General features: G+C 45.3%; 12 protein-coding genes, 1 tRNA gene and 1 other annotated feature. Of the genes, 3 read left to right on the forward strand and 10 right to left on the reverse strand.

Annotation, left to right across the window (positions count from 1 at the left end; translation table 11 throughout):
- Positions 1-265: 265 nt before the first annotated feature.
- Positions 266-482, forward strand: a binding site (T-box leader).
- 40 nt (positions 483-522) lie between these two features.
- Positions 523-2,388, forward strand: a complete 1,866-nt coding sequence (locus tag NST34_RS26110) for an arginine--tRNA ligase (protein WP_341129065.1) — start codon at positions 523-525, stop codon at positions 2,386-2,388.
- 54 nt (positions 2,389-2,442) lie between these two features.
- Here NST34_RS26110 and NST34_RS26115 read toward each other — a convergent pair whose 3' ends face one another.
- The 4 genes from NST34_RS26115 to NST34_RS26130 all read right to left on the reverse strand — a co-directional run bounded on the left by NST34_RS26115 (position 2,443) and on the right by NST34_RS26130 (position 9,934).
- Complete coding sequence (locus tag NST34_RS26115) at positions 2,443-5,787, reverse strand: GH36-type glycosyl hydrolase domain-containing protein (protein ID WP_341129066.1); 3,345 nt, start codon at positions 5,785-5,787, stop codon at positions 2,443-2,445.
- A gap of 47 nt (positions 5,788-5,834) precedes the next feature.
- The gene (locus NST34_RS26120; RefSeq protein ID WP_341129067.1) at positions 5,835-8,003 is read right to left on the reverse strand and encodes a glycoside hydrolase family 3 N-terminal domain-containing protein; all 2,169 of its coding nucleotides are present in this window, start codon (positions 8,001-8,003) and stop codon (positions 5,835-5,837) included.
- Between the two features lie 44 nt (positions 8,004-8,047).
- The gene (locus NST34_RS26125) at positions 8,048-8,797 is read right to left on the reverse strand and encodes an alpha/beta hydrolase (protein WP_042191309.1); all 750 of its coding nucleotides are present in this window, start codon (positions 8,795-8,797) and stop codon (positions 8,048-8,050) included.
- A 117-nt stretch (positions 8,798-8,914) separates the two neighbouring features.
- On the reverse strand, positions 8,915-9,934 hold the full coding sequence (locus NST34_RS26130) for a LacI family DNA-binding transcriptional regulator (RefSeq protein WP_042191311.1): 1,020 nt from the start codon (positions 9,932-9,934) through the stop codon (positions 8,915-8,917).
- 403 nt (positions 9,935-10,337) lie between these two features.
- Between NST34_RS26130 and NST34_RS26135 the strand changes: the two genes are divergently transcribed.
- Positions 10,338-11,246: a serine hydrolase domain-containing protein gene (locus NST34_RS26135; protein ID WP_341129068.1), complete on the forward strand. Its 909-nt coding sequence runs from the start codon at positions 10,338-10,340 to the stop codon at positions 11,244-11,246.
- Between the two features lie 670 nt (positions 11,247-11,916).
- Here the strand turns inward: NST34_RS26135 and NST34_RS26140 are convergent.
- A tRNA-Arg gene (locus tag NST34_RS26140) sits at positions 11,917-11,990 on the reverse strand.
- Between the two features lie 172 nt (positions 11,991-12,162).
- Positions 12,163-12,519, reverse strand: coding sequence for a hypothetical protein (locus NST34_RS26145; RefSeq protein WP_076286059.1), 357 nt, complete (start codon positions 12,517-12,519; stop codon positions 12,163-12,165).
- 145 nt (positions 12,520-12,664) lie between these two features.
- Here NST34_RS26145 and asnB point away from each other — a divergent pair, with 145 nt between their 5' ends.
- Positions 12,665-14,509 carry an asparagine synthase (glutamine-hydrolyzing) gene (gene asnB / locus NST34_RS26150; RefSeq protein ID WP_341129069.1) on the forward strand — a complete coding sequence of 615 codons (1,845 nt, stop codon included), beginning with the start codon at positions 12,665-12,667 and terminating at the stop codon, positions 14,507-14,509.
- Positions 14,510-14,572: 63 nt separating this feature from the next.
- Here asnB and NST34_RS26155 read toward each other — a convergent pair whose 3' ends face one another.
- The 4 genes from NST34_RS26155 to NST34_RS26170 form a co-directional block, all read right to left on the reverse strand.
- Positions 14,573-15,409 carry an aldo/keto reductase gene (locus NST34_RS26155; RefSeq protein ID WP_076286057.1) on the reverse strand — a complete coding sequence of 279 codons (837 nt, stop codon included), beginning with the start codon at positions 15,407-15,409 and terminating at the stop codon, positions 14,573-14,575.
- A gap of 157 nt (positions 15,410-15,566) precedes the next feature.
- Positions 15,567-16,022 carry a cupin domain-containing protein gene (locus NST34_RS26160; protein ID WP_076286056.1) on the reverse strand — a complete coding sequence of 152 codons (456 nt, stop codon included), beginning with the start codon at positions 16,020-16,022 and terminating at the stop codon, positions 15,567-15,569.
- 102 nt (positions 16,023-16,124) lie between these two features.
- Positions 16,125-17,060, reverse strand: coding sequence for an SPFH domain-containing protein (locus tag NST34_RS26165; RefSeq protein ID WP_060621782.1), 936 nt, complete (start codon positions 17,058-17,060; stop codon positions 16,125-16,127).
- On the reverse strand, positions 17,060-17,488 hold the full coding sequence (locus NST34_RS26170; RefSeq protein WP_076300470.1) for an NfeD family protein: 429 nt from the start codon (positions 17,486-17,488) through the stop codon (positions 17,060-17,062). The genes NST34_RS26165 and NST34_RS26170 overlap by 1 nt, the downstream gene beginning before the upstream one ends.
- Positions 17,489-17,780 lie beyond the last annotated feature (292 nt).

A 17,780-nucleotide genomic window follows, 5' to 3' on the forward strand; every position in this document is an offset into this window, starting at 1 on the left:
TCTTCTGCTGCAGTTTGAAAAATAAAAAAACTATAAAACTAGTAACATGGTTCATAATTAATAGCTCTATATAGTAATATTCTGTATTCAAAGTTAATGTGTGGACATTTATGCAAAGGAATTGCCACTCAAAAAAAGACAACCTTCTATTCTTTGAATTTGTAATCTACTAATCGGACAATCTTAAACTCAAGCATTTTCTACGTTTTCTAACTAACACCCTATTGCTTTTTTCGAAATATTCGTTATACTGATAAAAATTATTCAAGCATCGATGAACGGGAGAGTAGTTAACGTGTTCTAGTCCACAGCGAGCCGGGTAAGTGCAAGCCGGTACAGATCACCTAATGAAGCGCACCCGTGAGATGGACTTCTGAACCTAAGTAGGAAGTCCCGGCTGAAGACCGTTATCCTGTAAGGTGGCTAAACATCTGTTTAGCAACGAGAGTGGTACCGCGAGCGCTAAAGCCCTCGTCTCTTTTGAGACGAGGGCTTTTTTGTATTTTCAAAGGAGGGTATAAAATGTTAAGTCAAATCATCAAACACAGCATTGAACAAAGTGTAAAAAAAGTATTCCACACCTTAGAAGTTGCCTACCCAAACGATGTTGCAATTCTGATCGAACAGCCAGCTAATCTAGAGCATGGTGATTATTCCTGCAATATTGCTATGCAGCTAGCCAAACTCCTGCGTAAATCCCCTCTCGTCATAGCAGAGTTAGTAAAAGCAGAAATTAAATTACAAGAGAGATACACGGGTCTTTTACAAAAAGTCGAAGTAGCTGCTCCTGGATTTATTAATTTGTATATGAATTGGCAGGTGTGGGCTAAACATTCCTTTAATCTGCCTGACAGCACAAGGGAAAAGGTCATCATAGAGCACACTTCAATCAATCCAAATAAAGCTGCTCATGTAGGTCATCTGAGAAATGCTTGCATCGGCGATGCGCTGGTCAGAATAATGAAAAGAACCGGACATAACGTAGAGGTCCATAACTATGTGGATGATCTGGGCAACCAGCTGGCAGATACAGTCGTTGGTTTATTAAATGTACCTTTAGAAGGGGAACATCAACGTTTCGGTGATTATTGCTGGGATCTATATGCCAAAGTGAACAAAGAATATGCACGGAATCCAGAGATCACTCACAAGCGCACGGATATGCTGCATGCCCTTGAACAGGGTGATGGTAATGAGGCGTGGCTGGGCAACTTAGTCGCTGAACGTATTGTGAGAGAACATGTAGCGGAAATGAAGCGTTTTGGTATTCACTATGACCTGCTGGTGTGGGAGAGCAATATTTTAAAAGAGGGATTCTGGACAGCCGCATCTGAGCTATTGAAGCAAACGGCAGTTTTTGTACAGGAGACTGAAGGCAAACTTGCGGGCTGCTGGGTGCTAAAGCAAGGGACAGAGGTTAGCAGTGGAGCGGATTCAGAGGATCATCAGATGGATAAGGTGCTTGTGCGTTCGAATGGGATTTTGACGTACACAGCCAAAGACATTGCTTATCATCTCTGGAAATTCGGTCTACTATCCAAAGATTTCACCTACAGTGAATTCTCGTCTGGTTTATGGACCACAGGATTAACTGGAACCCATGAGCCTTATGGACATGCCGACCGTGTTATTAACGTGATCGATTATAGACAGGAATATCCGCAACAAATGGTTAAGCAGGCTTTAGGAGCACTAGGATATAACGAGCAGGCTGAGAAGCTCCATCATGTAAGTTATGGCGTTGTTTCTCTTAGTCCGGCCTCTGCTGCTGAGCTGGGGATAGATGTTTCAGAAGGGAAATCTTCTTATGCCATGTCCGGGCGCCAAGGAATCGGCGTTAAGGTGAGCGATTTAGTAATGCTTATGGAACAGAACATAGAACATTCGCGCTCCGATAAAGAGGGTCTTTCCAGCCATATCATTGCAGCTGCTGCTATTCGTTATTATCTGCTGCGGTTTAACCTGGGAACGGAAATCGTGTTTGATTTCAAACAGGCTACCGAAATATCCGGTAATACCGGGGTTTATCTGATGTACACCTATGCCCGTGCTAGCAGTGTTTTGAGCAAATCTACAATCCCATTCAGCACAGATGGCTCAGAATTTCAATGCCCCATCGAAATGGAAAAGGCAGAGCTCGCTTTGCTGAGACAGCTTAGCGTCTGGCAAGAGACATTGTATGCTGCCAGCATAGAGTTAACACCGAATATACTCTGCACGTACGCGCATACCTTAGCCACACTTTTCAATAACTTCTATTCTATATGTCCGATTTTAAAAGGTGAGGAGGCTACCATCGCGTTCCGCCTCTGGCTCACTTCGAGATTTAAGGATACTTTAGGGGATGTACTTGAAGTGCTTGGGTTACCGACACCGAGCCGTATGTAGTACAAAAAGGGCAATCTCCACGCTTATCGCGGAGATTGCCCTTCTTTTATTATCTTACTTATAGATGTCTATCACATTTCCAGCTTCTACGCAGAGACGATCAAAGTCCTCACGTTTGATACGGATACCACCACTACGGTAGCGATTAAGCGTACCTTCGGCTTGAACTTCTGTACCGTTAACAGTAATCCGACTGTTATCAGAGCCCGTAAGGTGATAAATAAAGTCTACCTTAGTGCCTGCATATTCAAAGCTAAAGCGCATTCCGTCCAGCGACTCCGGCAGAATTGGATCGACGATTAAATCTCCGCCTTCCGTACGGATCCCCAGTGCATTCGAGATCAACTGGTTCATGTAGATCCCAGGACCGCTTGAATAGATTCTCCAGCCACCTTTAACCGCTACGTCACCATTACGCAGTTTATCGAAATTCTCCTGCGCCTCGTAACGGGTGTTAAATTTACCATCCGAGCTACTGAAATAAGAGTTAGCCTGACGTAGTTCAGCGTTTGGCACCACGTCGCGGATTCCGATCGGATTGATCGCCGCTAGGCCATTCCAGACCTGATCGGTTTTCCCTAGCTTAGCCATAGCTTCTACATAACGGATGTGTGCATGTACATATTGAAGTCCAATTTCCCGACCAAAGTTAGAAGCTTGCTCCGCACGTTTGAAATGGGTGCTTACGCCGCCAACATATTGAGCTGGACGGTTCATCAGACGAACGCCATCTGGACAGAACAGTTTATCCTGGATTACTTCATAGTGGGCTTCGGCTTGTTCTGGTGTAAGCAGCTCACTGATCATACTGCGCGTCATTGGCAGCAGACGGTATTGGATCCCTGTTTCCGTATCACTTGGATGTACCATAAGCTTCACTTGCTCTGGGTCCTCCATATACAAGAAGCCTGGAATTACCTCAGATTGAAGCATATGTGTGTTGAAATCCTCACGGATTCCCTCCACCATCGCTTTCAGCTCTTCCGAACCTGCTGGATCAACTTTATGAAGCACTTCTGAGAACTGATTCAATGTCTGATAGGTAAGCGCCACTGTCCAGCTGCTAACCATGTACTGCTTCAGCTGTGGATTAGCCGGTTGGAGTGTATCATCCCAGTCACCATCACCGTAAGAAGACAAATGCGTGTCATGCAGGAAGTGATTCTTAATATAAGCAACTTCCTTCCGTGCATGATCCAGCAGCGTCGCTTTTTCCTCTGTAAAATCAAAGCTATGCTTACGAGTATAAGGCACAGTCGCTTGCAAAATACTGTAGTCTTGCGTTACCGCCAAATAGTCTCCAAGCACTTTGAGTGGCCATACAATAATATCTCCGTGGCTCTCCTCTTGCTGAATCTTCGTATATTTATCAAACATGAACCACTGTGGCCAGTTACCATCATCGCCATATTGATGAGCATACAGGGTCAGCAATATTTCGCGAACCTGATCGTATTTTTGCGTAGCCATGAAGTATTCCACTGGTCCCTGACACACGTCACGGGTTCCCCAAGCAGCGCCGCCGTATTGTTCCAATCCGTGAGGGACTGAATAATGGACGAGCATATTATGTGTATACCACCAAGCTAGAGCATTTACCTTAAACAACTCACCTTCGGACCCATCACCTAACGTCAAGCGGAAGCCATTCATAACCCCGCTGTAGAACTCGCGGTATGCGGAAATCTCCTCTTCGGCTGTACGGCTGCTCGATTGAATCTCCTTACCATCCAGAAGACCTTGAGTGTTCAATGTCCATTCACTGCTCTCCGACAGTTCCAGAATAGCTAGCGGCGCATCTGACTGGTCAGCATGAGAGACAAGTCTACCTTCATTTTGAAGAGTGAAATCCGCTCCCTGTACCTGGAATTTATATTGCAGATCAGGATATTCTCCTGCACTTAGTGCACTTCTATCAGCCGAGAAGGTTACGGTTCCCTCTTCTTGTTTGAATTGATATGGAAGCTCGTATTCGTTAACGTTCATAGTGATTTGATTAGTGACTAGATAGCGATAAGCTTTTCCACTTTCCGTACGCACATTCAGGAATATCTCCGGAGAATCTGCAGTAGTGTAGTTCGTAATAATAAAGCATTCGCCATCTGTTCTGTAATACCAACGGGCATAGTTGAAACCAACCTCGAACAATGAAGGCATGGTCAAGAGGCGATATTCGCCATTCCACTGTACATAGATTCTTTGTCCCGAAGCCTTTGGAATGTTAAGTGCATTTCTGGCATTGGTCATGAGCTTGTTGAAATTGGTATTGCCAATAACGATTTGAGAGTTGAATATTCCGTACATATAGGAAGTCGTAGTGATTACCTTATCGTTAAGTCGGGCATTATCCCCACTCATTAGAATATGACCATGAGGACGCTCTACCTTAAGTTCCTTCTCTTTTAATACAACATGCTCATAATTTTCCGTGAAGAAAGACAGAAGCTGGTCTCCCTCTTTTTCCTCTTGATAGCGAACCGGGAACAAGGCTTCGATCTCTTCGCTCGTCAGAGAATTTGCAGCTAGTGGTGCTCCCAGCTCTTTTGTCAAGAAAGAACGCTCGAGCGGTGCTTCAGCTTCTAAAGGCAACTCTTTTACCGTTTCCCAAGCCGCAGCAACATCCTTCGTGAATTCTAACGAGGTAATCGCTTCTGGATGATCTTGCTTGAACAATCCATAAAATACAAACCGGGCTTCCCCACTCAGCTTCACCCGCTCCGATTGCAGCGCAGTATAAGCGAATTCATATTGATAGATTTCATTACTTAATTGCTCACGGCTCAGGCTTTCTGGTTGATTGGTCTCTTTATAAGACAATCCAAAGAATTGGAAACCATCTGTTGAGAAGCTTGCTGCCTTAGTGATTGCACCCTGTTGTAGATATGGAAATTTGCCACCTTGCGGTTGATTCTGTCTGGAACATACTACATATCCCTTTGACTGATCCTCGAATACGGCGTGGTCAATATACTGTGACAGATAGGCTTCATTACTGCGAACAGCACCGATATCGGCAATACCCACATCTTGTCCGTACACGAGATCCACATCTGCATCTTGCCCTTTAAGCTTCACGTCCCAGAACCAAGCGCCTTGAGCCGTCGGAGTAAAAATAACCTGATACTCGATATTTTCCGCAGTACCTTCCCAAACCAAGCGGTTCCCAGCCTTACGTACAGTGCTTGAGGAATGAATGCCCAGCAAAGGAACAGCTTGAATGCTTCCATTACTATGAATGCGTAAATATAGGTTGGATAAGGAGCCATCCACGATATTAGGCAGCAATTGATTGATCATTGTCCGTTCATGGAGAACTTGGAACAAGTCCCCACTGTTTGTAAAAGTGAATGATAAGTCTCCAGCGTTTAAATGGATGTTAGAATTCATATTAGTAGTCATATTCTTGCACTCCTCTATTACGACAGCCTGTGTCGTATATATTCTACTTAAGCTAATGTTAAGCGAAAATCGCGTTCTTTAACCTCTTGGCTATTTGGACCCACAAACAATTTGAATTGTCCCGGATCACTGCTAAAGCTTAAGTCGCTATGATAGTAACGAAGCTGTTCTTCTGTAAGCGTAAAGCTCACTTCCTGGCTTTCTCCCGGGGAGAGGCTGATCTTAGCAAAATCTTTCAATTCCTTCATTGGTCTAACAACTTCTCCTGAAATGTCTCGGATATAGAGCTGCACTACCTCTTCACCTTGTACATTGCCTGTATTAGTCACCGTAACAGTTACTTTAATAGGCTGATCCTTCGTCATTATTTCACCGGAAAGGATCGGTTCACTGTAGCTAAATGTCGTATAACTAAGACCAAAGCCAAATGGTAGGAACGGCTCATTAGGAATGTCCAAATATTGTGAGACATAACGCTTGTCCGCACCCGGTGCATGTAGAGGACGTCCAGTGTTGAAATGATTGTAATAGACCGGAATTTGCCCAACAGATACAGGGAAAGACATCGTTAATCTTCCTGACGGATTCTCGTCACCATACAGTAGACTGGTAATCGCCGCACCGCCCTCGCTTCCTGGGAACCAGGCTTCCAGAATAGCATCCGCGTTCTCGATCACACCACTAAGATCCAGTGGGCGTCCGTTAAACAACACCACAACAACAGGCTTACCCAGCGTCTTCATACGTTGCAAAAGCTCACGCTGCGCTTCCGGCAAGCGGATATCTGAACGACTTCCAGCTTCTCCGCTCATATCCGAATGTTCTCCAAGCGCCAGCACAATCACATCGGCTTCCAGCGCTGCCGCTTTCGCCTCCAGCCATTGCTCTTCTGTAAAGCTCTCAATCCCGGAGCCTTCTGCAACGGTAACCTTACCAGCAGCTGCACGAGCTTCAAAAGCTGGAGCAAGACGGCTAGCTTCTTCTGTTGAACCCAACCAGGACCATGGTCCAAGAATATCTCCGTTATTAGCAAACGGTCCGATTAGCGCAATCCGCTGCTCTGTCGCAAGCGGCAGAACCTGATCATTCTTCAGTAGAACGCAGGATTTAACCGCTAATTCTCTCGCTGCTGTCCGGTGAGCATCACAGAAAATTACCTCGCGCTCTTTCTCTATATCTGCCCCACGTAACGGATTCTCAAACAAGCCCAGTCTTTGCTTCAATTTCAAAATACGAAGTACGGCTTCATCAATGATACTTTCATCCACTTGCCCGTCAGCTACAAGAGCTGGCAATTGGTGCACATAACACTCTGTCATCATCTCAATATCCACGCTAGCTTTGATAGCTTTAAGTGCTGCTTCAGCCTCATCCTCGGCGACACCATGCGGGATCAGTTCCTTCACCGCGCCCCAATCGGAGATCAACACGCCGTCAAAGCCCCATTCCTCACGCAGCAGCTGACGAAGCAGCTTAACGTTTCCGCTTATTGGAATCCCATCAATCGTGTTAAACGAAGTCATAACCATTTCTGCACCCTCATCCAGTGCTGCACGATAGGCTGGCAGATAATATTCCCGTAGCTGACGTTCTGATAAATCGACCGTATTATAATCCCGTCCGCCTTCGGATAGACCATAGGCTGCAAAGTGCTTAACGCAAGCCGCCACACGACTTACATCACCAGTCAAGTCATTTCCTTGAAATCCACGTACAAATGCACGGGCAAACCTACCATTCAAATAAGGATCTTCGCCGGTAGACTCCATCACTCTTCCCCAACGCGGGTCCCGAACAAGGTCCGCCATAGGTGCAAAAGTAACGTGTACACCAGATACTGCCGCTTCTTTAGCAGCAATCTCAGCGCTTAGCTCCGCCCGTTCCATATCCCAAGAGCAACCAATCGCCAGTGGCACCGGAAAAATCGTCTTAAAGCCATGCACGATATCCGCCATCATCAGCAGTGGAATACCCAATCTATTTTTACGTAAATGAGCTTCTTGGACGGCAATGACTTGCTCTGCGCCCGAAAGTCCAAGTACTGAACCACTGTTCTCAATCATGTGATCCGTAATCCCCATGGATGCCATAGGGCCAGTGATTTGCCCTCCTTCTTCCGCTCCTTCATAGAAATTAGCAGCTAGCTGCTGCAATTGTGCTATTTTCTCTTCAAGCGTCATCTGGTTCAACAGGGACGTCAGTTGCTGGTCTTTCATCTCAAATCCTCCATAATATCTCTTTCTGCAATTGCTCATTGCTCTTAGTTGTACAAGAAATCAAAAGTTGTCTTCAGATGTTCCTCCCAGAATCTCCATTCATGTGTTCCCGGAGTCTCAACATATTGAAATGTATAGGGACTCGCTTGCATATGAGAAGCAAATTCCCGGTTCATCTCCACAAATGGATCTTCCGAGCCACAGCAGGTCAAAATTGAAGGCAGCTTACGTTTATCGTCGACCAATTTAGCCGCTAAAGCATACAGATCTTGATCCGGCTTAACTTGTAAGCGTTTTCCGAAAGTGCCTGCCATCTCCCTCGCCATATCCGAAGACATTTGCGGGTCTTTCAATCTTTTCTGAATATCTGTAACGCCTGATAAGGAAACTACTTTGCTGTAACGCTCAGGATAGGTAAGTGCACATTTTAGTGCCCCATATCCGCCCATCGATAGTCCGGCAACATACGTCTTTTGCGGATCATCATCCAGCCTCATCATTCGGCCACAAAGCTCAGGAAGCTCTTGCGTAACATAGTGGAAGTAATCCAGTCCGTACTCCATATCTGTATAATAGCTTCTTCCTACCTGAGGCATTATGACTGTACAGCCATACTTGTTAGCATACTGCTCAATGGTGGTCAGCCTGTACCATGTGCTAGCATTGTCGCCAGCACCATGTAACAGATAGAGCGTTCCTCCGGTGGTATTGCCCGAATCAACGGGGGAGATGATACTGATGGACGTTGTCATTCTTAAGGTAGGAGAACCAGTCTCAACGGTTAGAAGTGCCATATGTCATCTCCTTACGGAACCTTTTTTAAAATATAAGAAATTATATGCTTACGCTATAAATTATCCTTCTATTTCTCGCTCAAACGCTTACCGTCCTTATAAGGACGCCAAAGGCGTTTATGCTTGTTTATTAATCTTCTTACAAGATCCCCGCTTTACCAAAACAGACTCGAATACCACATGTTTGTTCTCCGATTGTCCCGAAATCAGGTCAAACAGAATTTCAACACTGGCTTTCGCCATATCCACCCCAGGTTGGCTAATCGTATCCAGCGATGGGTGATAGTATTCTGCCATCTCTATACCGTCAAATCCGATGATCGAAATATCATTTGGAATCGATAGACCCAAAGACAATAAAGCCTTGGCAGCTCCGATAGCGATGGTATCTGATGCGGCAAATACAGCGGTGATATCTTTTTTCTTATTAAGCAGTCTTTTCGTAGCCGTGAAACCAGAACTTGGACTGTATTCACAATCCTCTACCAAGGAAGCATCATACTCAATCCCATGATCCTCAAGCGCCTTAATATAACCCATAAGACGACGGTTTCCGGTAGTATGCTGAACCAAAGGAAATCTGGCCAAAAAGCAAATGTTCCGGTGTCCGAGTGAAATTAGATAGCTCACAGCTTTATAAGACTCTTGCATATCATCAATGATCACACTGGAGAATACGGCAGGATCAACATCCTTCGTAGTCGTGATGGTAGTCAAAACGAATGGGATCGGCAATTGTTTGAATTTTTCTTCAGAATGGTCATATGTACCACCCATAAAGATTACCCCGTATAAATTCTTTTCCTTCACAAGCTGAAGAGCAGCATTGATCTCATCCACTCCATCTTCAACATGCTGGATCAGAAGCGGGCAGCCGCGCAGATTCACTTGACGCTCTACTTCTTTGATCATGTCTGCAAAAAACGGATTTGCAATCCCCTTAACCATAAGCGCTATCGTATTAGAACGCGTTTTTTTCAGATTGCTTGCATTTCCATTTGGAATGTAATTATGCTCTCTTACAACAGCCATTACTTTAGCTCTGGTTGCATCACTTACGACACCGGAGTTATTAATTACCCTGGAGACCGTGGCGATACCAACGCCTGATAGCCTTGCAATATCCTTGATATTCATAATTCCCCCTGTTTCACCCCTATAATGAGCTCCCCCTGCACCTGATATAATCAGCTTAGTGGAAACGCATAAAATGATGGGAAACGTTTCCCATGACATCATTTTGACTGTTTTCGGATCTAAATCGCTTAATACGTTCATTATGGACAGATATTTTTTAGAAGTCAACCTATGATTTTTGACTAAAAATGATTCACATCTCAAATTCGTTTTAAATTTTAATTGTTTCGATGTTAAATAGTAGTCTTTCTGCTTGCATTGACTTTAAAATAAGAATAGAATAGCATCGATTTAGCTATTTAATATCTAGTCAGAGGAAACGTTTCCACATCATTTTCAATGATTTCGTCTACCAAACTTCCTAATCCCAGCTTGGAATCTAAGAAAGAGAGGGCTACATTTTATGTTAAACATGACTCGCTTCGAAGCCCAGATCCGCGAACGTGGATTGAATGTGTTCAATGTTCTTGTGCTTAAAAATGGAACGTTAGTGGGGAAAGTGGATCTCGCAGAGGATATTCGGCGCTTGCAGCATTCGGTCAGCAAGTCTTTTACATGCATGGCGGTGGGTCTAGCCATCGAAGAAGGAAAACTATCACTAAATACAACACTTAAGGATGTGTTTCCAGAATATGCATTCACTCATAAAGAAGTCCTTCCTTCCATGCAACCTGGGGAGTTGACCTTGTTCGATTTACTACGTATGAGTACAGGGCATGATTCCCCACCGTTTTGGGTTGAAGAAAGAATGGCCTTGAAGGATGTAAATTGGATACAACATTATCTATCGCTACCTTTAGACAGACCTCCTGGGGAACAGTTTACCTACAGCAGCGGGGATACCATTATGATCTCTGCAATGGTTCAGGCCCGTGTCGGACAAACCGTAAAAGATTACCTCGTTCCCCGTCTCTTTACCCCACTAGGCATAGAAAACGTCGATTGGGAAACGGCCCCTCAAGGGTTCACCCTCGGTTGTGCCGGACTTCAGATCAATACGGAAGAACTAAGCCGATTTGGACAGCTTCTTTTGCAAAAAGGAATGTGGAAGGGACAGCAACTTATTCCCGCAGCTTGGGTTGATTTTGTTACACAAAAGCAGATCGAAAATAACGGAGCTGGTGATTGGGGCCAAGGGTACGGCTGTCAATTCTGGTTGTGTACGCACGATGCTTATCGTGCCGATGGCGCTCATGGTCAATTCTGCATTGTTGCACCGGATGCACAAGTGGTAATCGCTATTAACAGTATGGAAGATAATATGCAGGCTATTCTAGACACTGTCTGGGAGGAGATCTGGCCGCTTCTTTAGCGGTGGGCATATGCAAGACAGCCTTCTCACGGGAAGGCTCAAGGTGCCGAGAAAGTAGTGGAGGCTACTTTCTCGGCACCTTCTTTTAGTATAATTAGGCCAACCCAAATTATAGGGTTGGCCTTTTTTGAGAGTAATTAGGGAAAAGCTCCCTGTATTTAGCCGATAATTGCTTGAAATGAATGAAAAGAGGGAAATCCTCCCTAAAAATCGGGGGAATATCTATATTCGCCAACGAAATAGTTAAATTACAGGGAGGATTTCCCTAATTATTAGTTTATTGAGTAGAAAGCTCTGAATTATAGGGAGATTTTCCCTAATTATCTATCAGAGCTTCAGTTTACTTACTTTGGCGAGGATGCTCTGCACGCAAAAACAGCCTTCCCAAAGGAAGGCTGTTTCTTGCCTCAAGCGGGATGCAGCCCTTTCAGGCTGACTGCGAAGCTGATCCTATCGATGCTTATGCTCCGACGAACCACCCGGGCTTCTCTTTCCCTGCACGCAAAAACAGCCCTCCCGAAGAAAGGCTGTTACTTGCCCCGAGCGGGATGCAGCCCTTTCGGGCTGACTGCGAAGCTGATCCTATCGATGCTTATGCTCCGACGAACCACTCGGGCTTCTCTTTCCCAGCACGCAAAAACAGCCCTCCCGAAGGAAGGCTGTTACTTGACGTCCCGGAAGGGATTCGAACCCCTGACCGTGCGCTTAGAAGGCGCATGCTCTATCCAGCTGAGCTACCGGGACATATAAGAATTAATGATATGTATTGACGCAACGATATTTATTATACCTTATTCAGCAGAATTTTCAAGATCAAACATTTTGGAAAATAAGTAATCTTAATCCTATTTTAATAATAACAAGGGTATCCTAGCTATTTTCATAGCTTACGGATACCCCTTATTTCTACTCCATATTACTCCAGATTCCGAAAATGCTGCTCCAGCTGCTTTTTTAAATCTCCGTATGTCATTAATTCTCTCTGAAACTTGGAACGTTCATCTTCTGGCGTCATAATCATACTGCCTGTAAACGCGCTAGAAGTCACATCTTTAAAAGCATCATGCATATTGTTATCAAACCAATCGGTAGAAGTATCTGCGTCGTTAGTGAGGATACGGACAATCTCATAGCCTTCTTCGCGCTGATCTTCTACGATATACACCAAAAGCGCAGGATCACTAACAGCACCTGGCAATACACCTACTTCTGCACAAGGCGCACCGTCATACTCCATCATTCTGCGAATTTTGGCATCTTTAATGTAATACACCTGTCATCCTTCCCTCCTGGCAAATTCCTCTCTCCCCTAGTGTTCGGATAAGGACATACATTTTATGCCTTCCTTCGGCATATATCTGTATTACTTGGCAAAAAAGTAAGGACAACAATCGCACAAAAAGAGAGGATGAACCATCATGTGCGGAATAACCGGATTTATCCAGTGGCGCGGAGATCTCACGCAGCACTCGCAGTTGCTGGTCAAAATGACTGAAACTTTAGCAAACCGCGGACCCGATGCAGCTGGAACTTGGATTTCAGGTCCTTGCGCATTCGGTCACCGCAGACTTAGCGTTATCGATCCAGAGAACGGCGCGCAGCCTATGATCACCCGCCATGACGAACAGGTATACGCGATTGTGTACAATGGCGAATTATATAACGCACCCGAGCTCAAACAAGAACTTAAGCAGCGGGGTCATCAATTCCGTACCCAATGTGACACCGAGGTTCTGCTGCATGCCTATATCGAATGGGGACCGGATTGTGCAGAGAAGCTCAATGGGATCTTTGCCTTTGCAGTGTGGGACGGACTTCGGGATCAGGTCTTTTTTGCACGTGACCGCTTAGGTGTGAAGCCTCTGTTCTATAGTAAAGTGGATGACGTCTTAGTTTTCGGATCAGAGCCTAAGGCGCTGCTGCAGCACCCCAAGGTACAGCCAATAGTCGGGCCCGAAGGGTTAGCGGAAATTTTTATTATCGGTCCAGCCCGTACGCCAGGACACGGTGTTTATAAGGATATGCAGGAACTTCGTCCGGGGCATGCCATGATCTATAGCCGCGAAGGTCTGCGTAGTTACGCTTATTGGAAGCTGGAAAGCGCAAAACATACTGACAATGAAGCAGAGACAGCCGCTAAAGTACGTGAACTGCTGCAGGATACGCTCGAACGCCAACTGGTTTCAGATGTTCCTGTCTGCTCGCTCTTGTCAGGAGGGCTGGACTCCAGTGCGCTGACAGCACTTGCAGTGGACTACTACAACCGAAACGGCCAGGGACGAGTGGATACGTATTCCGTCGATTATGTCGACAACGACAAGCACTTCAAGAGCCATACTTTTCAGCCCGGAGCAGATGGTCCATGGATTAAGCGAATGGTCGATGAATTAAATACGAACCATCACTATATCTCATTTGATACGCCAGAGCTTGTAGAAGCACTTGATAATGCGCTGTACACACGCGATTTACCTGGGATGACCGATGTTGACTCTTCTTTGTATTTATTTTGCCGTGAGATTAAAAAGAATGCTACTGTAGCCATTTCCGGCGAAGCTGCCGATGAGATTTTTGGCGGATATCCTTGGTTCCATCGGGAGGAGATGCTCTCCTCGGGCACTTTTCCTTGGTCAGTTGCTCCTAAAATGCGTGCAAGTCTATTATCCCCTGAAGTTAATGAATGGATTCGGCCGCTGGAATATTTGGGTGACAGATACAGTGATGCAGTAGCCGAAGTCCCAACATTGAATGGGGAGACAGGTAAACAAGCACAAATGCGCGTAATGTCCTATTTAAACATCACCCGCTTCATGCCTACTTTGCTCGACCGTAAGGACCGAATGAGTATGGGAGCCGGACTAGAGGTACGTGTTCCTTATTGTGATCATCGCCTCGTTCAATATGTCTTTAATATTCCTTGGGAAATCAAGAACCTGAACGGTCGTGAAAAAGGGATTTTGCGCAAATCGCTTGAGGGAATTCTTCCAGACGATGTGCTATATCGTAAAAAAAGTCCTTACCCGAAAACCCACAATCCAGCCTATTTAAACGCAGTACGAACACAAGTATTGAACATTCTAGATGATTCTACTTCGCCAATACTTCCTTTAATCGATGCCGCCAAAATCCGTGAGATCGCCGCTTCCCCAGAATCCTCTACCAATCTGCCTTGGTTCGGTCAGCTCATGTCCGGTCCTCAGCTGTTTGCTTACCTAGCTCAAGTAGATCTCTGGCTGCGTAAATATAACGTCTCCATCCAATAAGCGACAAGCCAAACAGCAAGTCCCCGTATCGGTGGCTTGCTGTTTGGCTTGTATTCGTAATTTTTAGAAATTAAAATTGTCCGGATCCGGACCGAACCGATGGTCTCTGTTCAAATCTTCGATGGCTTTAACATCCTCATCACTTAACGTGAAGTCAAAGAATCCCGCATTCTCCTTGATTCGATCCGCATGTACTGATTTCGGAATCGTAATGACGCCTTGCTGCAAATCCCAGCGAAGTACAATTTGAGCAGGGGTCTTATCATACTTTCCAGCCAGCTCTTTAAGGAGGGGGAGATCTAAGTTCCCTTGCATTAGCGGACTCCAAGCTTCAAGCTGGATTCCTTGCTCATTGGCATACTTCAGCAACTCGCGCTGAGTCAATAGCGGATGGAATTCCACCTGGTTTACCACTGGAACTACGCTAGTGTCCTCGATGATATCCTTCAGATGATGAATCTGAAAATTGCTCACACCGATAGATTTGATGAGACCCTCTTTTTGCAGATGAATCAGAGCTTTCCAAGTCTCCCGATACTTTCCTGCCACCGGCCAATGTATGAGATACAAATCTATATAGTCCAGCCCCAGCTTGCGCCGGCTAACTTCAAACGCTTTCAGCGTTGATTCATAGCCTTGATCAGGGTTGCGCACTTTCGTCGTAATAAACAGTTCATCACGGGCCACTCCACATTCACGAATAGCCTGACCTACACCTTCTTCGTTATTGTAACCAGCAGCCGTATCAATACTGCGATATCCAAGCTCCACTGCGGTCTTGACCGCGTGAATAACCTCTTCCCCATCTTTAGTCTGATACACGCCAAGGCCTAGCCACGGCATGGTCACTCCATCATTTAAAGTCGGACCTCCCGAGAACGGTGCATTCAATTCACTCATCGCTTAACCCTCCAAGCTTATTGTTATTTCATTAATCTTACTTAACCTAAATTCACGCTTCAGAAGCAAGCGCTACCACAAAAGTATAACAGACTGCTTCATCATTCCCAAAATCCTCATAAAAAAACGGAGGCATATATAAAGCCCCCGTTCTTCTTTATTTCTCAATCAGTTTGAAATCATCAAAATGGAATTCTGGAGAAACGATACAGGATACCAGTACTGGTTCTGATCCTAACGGGCGAGCCGCCTGCCATACGCCCGCTGGAACTACGACCTGCGGCTGTTGACCTGCAGCAATATCGAGACCCAGAATAACTTCCTGCACATTCTCAGGCTTATCTCCATTACCTCCAAGACTAAGCACTATTGGACTACCGGAATGCCAGAACCAAACTTCATCGGACAAAACAGTATGCCAATCAGATTGTTCCCCCTCGTGTAGCAAAAAATAAATCGAAGATGCCGAATGGCGCGATCCGGAATAGCTATCCCCAAGCACTTCCTGCGGAATTTCAAATTCGGAGTTCCAAAGTCTTTTGTACCAACCGCCCTCAACATGGGGCTGTAATCCGAGCAGTTCAACTAACGGTGAGATTTCTTTTTGTGTCACGGTAGCTTCTCTCCTTCAAAGTTTGCATGAGCAACAATAGCTTCGTATGCATAGGGTTGTTTTTGCTTTTTACTTTAACGGAAGAAGCACGAATTGTAAAATCTATTTACTATCCTTGCTCGCTTTGAATACCTCAGCAATCGCCCCAAGACTTCCCAGCGTTTCAACAGCGCTTGTTGGCAAGAACACTTTATTTGCAGGACCTTTGGCGATTTCAGCCAGAGCCTCGAAGGAGCGATATGCGAGCACCTGCTCATCCAGACCTGCTGAGCGAATCAGCTCAATGCGTGATTTTTCTGCTTCAGCCACGGCTTGAATTGCTTTCGCCTCACCATGAGCTTCCAGCTCCTGTGCTTGTCTTGAACCCTCTGCTTGGCGGATACGTGCTTCCTTGTCGCCTTCCGCTTTCAGAATCTTGCTCTGCTTATCCCCTTCAGCACGCAGGATCATATCTTGCTTGGCAGCTTCCGCTTCCAAAACAATCGCCCGTTTGCTCCGCTCCGCTTTCATCTGCTTATCCATTGCTTCTTGAATATCGAGCGGCGGCTTGATATCGATGACTTCCACACGCTCGATTCTTACGCCCCACTTCTCTGTAGCTTCATCAAGCGCCAGACGAATATCAGTTGAGATTTTTTCACGCCCAGACAGCGTTTCGTCCAATTCCAGCTTACCAATAATTTGCCGCATTGTTGCCGTTGAAATGTTTCTTACCCCATATACATAATCGGAAATGCCATAGGTAGCTTCCTCTGGTCCCACTACCTGATAGAAAATAATCGTGTCTATCTGCACCTGCACGTTATCCTTCGTGATCACCGTTTGCGGAGGCACATTCGCTTGTTGAATCCTTAGATCATGGTAAGTACGCACCTGATCAATCACAGGTATCAGAATGTTCAGACCCGGCGTCAGTAGACGATTGAATTTACCCAGACGTTCCACTACACCTACCCGTTGTTGCGGTACGATTTTGATCGTTAATGCCACAAATACTACGACTACCACTAGAATAATTGAAATAATTGCCCATTCCATTAGTTCATGTCCCCCCATCGTTCTACTTCGATAATGGTTGTGCCTCTCTTCACTACTCTGACTACTTCGTCCTTGCCCAAAGACTGGTCAGAGCTCGCGCTCCACGTATCTCCGCCTACCTTCACTTGCCCATAGCGCCCTTGCTCAATCGGCTCAATGACGACTCCTTGCCTGCCTACGATTTCTGTGCCTGTATCCTTGAACCCACGTGAACTGCGAAATTTAGAAACCAGTGGTTTCGAGAATATAGTCAGACCAAGTGCGACCAGTGATCCGAGGATCACCTGAAACAAAATGGCTTCAGGAACAATCAACGACACCAAACCTGCGGCCAACGCACCAATACTAAGCCATAGCAAATAAAAAGTAAGCGTCATCATCTCTACAACAAACAGGACACCGGCTGCGATCAACCAAAACACAACCATCGGTGAACCCACCACCTTCCTTATGATACTACTATAACGAAAAGAAACAGCGATGCGTTGCATAGTTCCGTAAAATTATTGCAGGCATGTATATAATTTATATTCATAACATCGGAGGTTATGTGTTCTGCATGAGTTTCCTTAAAAAGAGGACATACACCTTTTCTATCAAAGTTCCCAATAAACAAGTATCCATGAATTAGAAAAATATCCCCCTATATTACTGAATTTTATCCCTAGCATAATCGCTCTCTATGCTTGAAAATAAGAAATGCCTTCACCCATAAATAAG

Origin of the sequence: Paenibacillus sp. FSL H7-0714, from assembly GCF_038003765.1 — a bacterium.
Taxonomy (GTDB): domain Bacteria; phylum Bacillota; class Bacilli; order Paenibacillales; family Paenibacillaceae; genus Paenibacillus_AQ.

Bases quoted from the DNA above. Each gene is read 5' to 3' on its own strand.
- NST34_RS26110 (WP_341129065.1), top strand. From the start codon at position 523: ATGTTAAGTCAAATCATCAAACACAGCATTGAACAAAGTGTAAAAAAA.
- NST34_RS26115 (WP_341129066.1), bottom strand. From the start codon at position 5,787: ATGACTACTAATATGAATTCTAACATCCATTTAAACGCTGGAGACTTA.
- NST34_RS26120 (WP_341129067.1), bottom strand. From the start codon at position 8,003: ATGAAAGACCAGCAACTGACGTCCCTGTTGAACCAGATGACGCTTGAA.
- NST34_RS26125 (WP_042191309.1), bottom strand. From the start codon at position 8,797: ATGGCACTTCTAACCGTTGAGACTGGTTCTCCTACCTTAAGAATGACA.
- NST34_RS26130 (WP_042191311.1), bottom strand. From the start codon at position 9,934: ATGAATATCAAGGATATTGCAAGGCTATCAGGCGTTGGTATCGCCACG.
- NST34_RS26135 (WP_341129068.1), top strand. From the start codon at position 10,338: ATGTTAAACATGACTCGCTTCGAAGCCCAGATCCGCGAACGTGGATTG.
- asnB (WP_341129069.1), top strand. From the start codon at position 12,665: ATGTGCGGAATAACCGGATTTATCCAGTGGCGCGGAGATCTCACGCAG.
- NST34_RS26155 (WP_076286057.1), bottom strand. From the start codon at position 15,409: ATGAGTGAATTGAATGCACCGTTCTCGGGAGGTCCGACTTTAAATGAT.
- NST34_RS26165 (WP_060621782.1), bottom strand. From the start codon at position 17,060: ATGGAATGGGCAATTATTTCAATTATTCTAGTGGTAGTCGTAGTATTT.
- NST34_RS26170 (WP_076300470.1), bottom strand. From the start codon at position 17,488: ATGGTTGTGTTTTGGTTGATCGCAGCCGGTGTCCTGTTTGTTGTAGAG.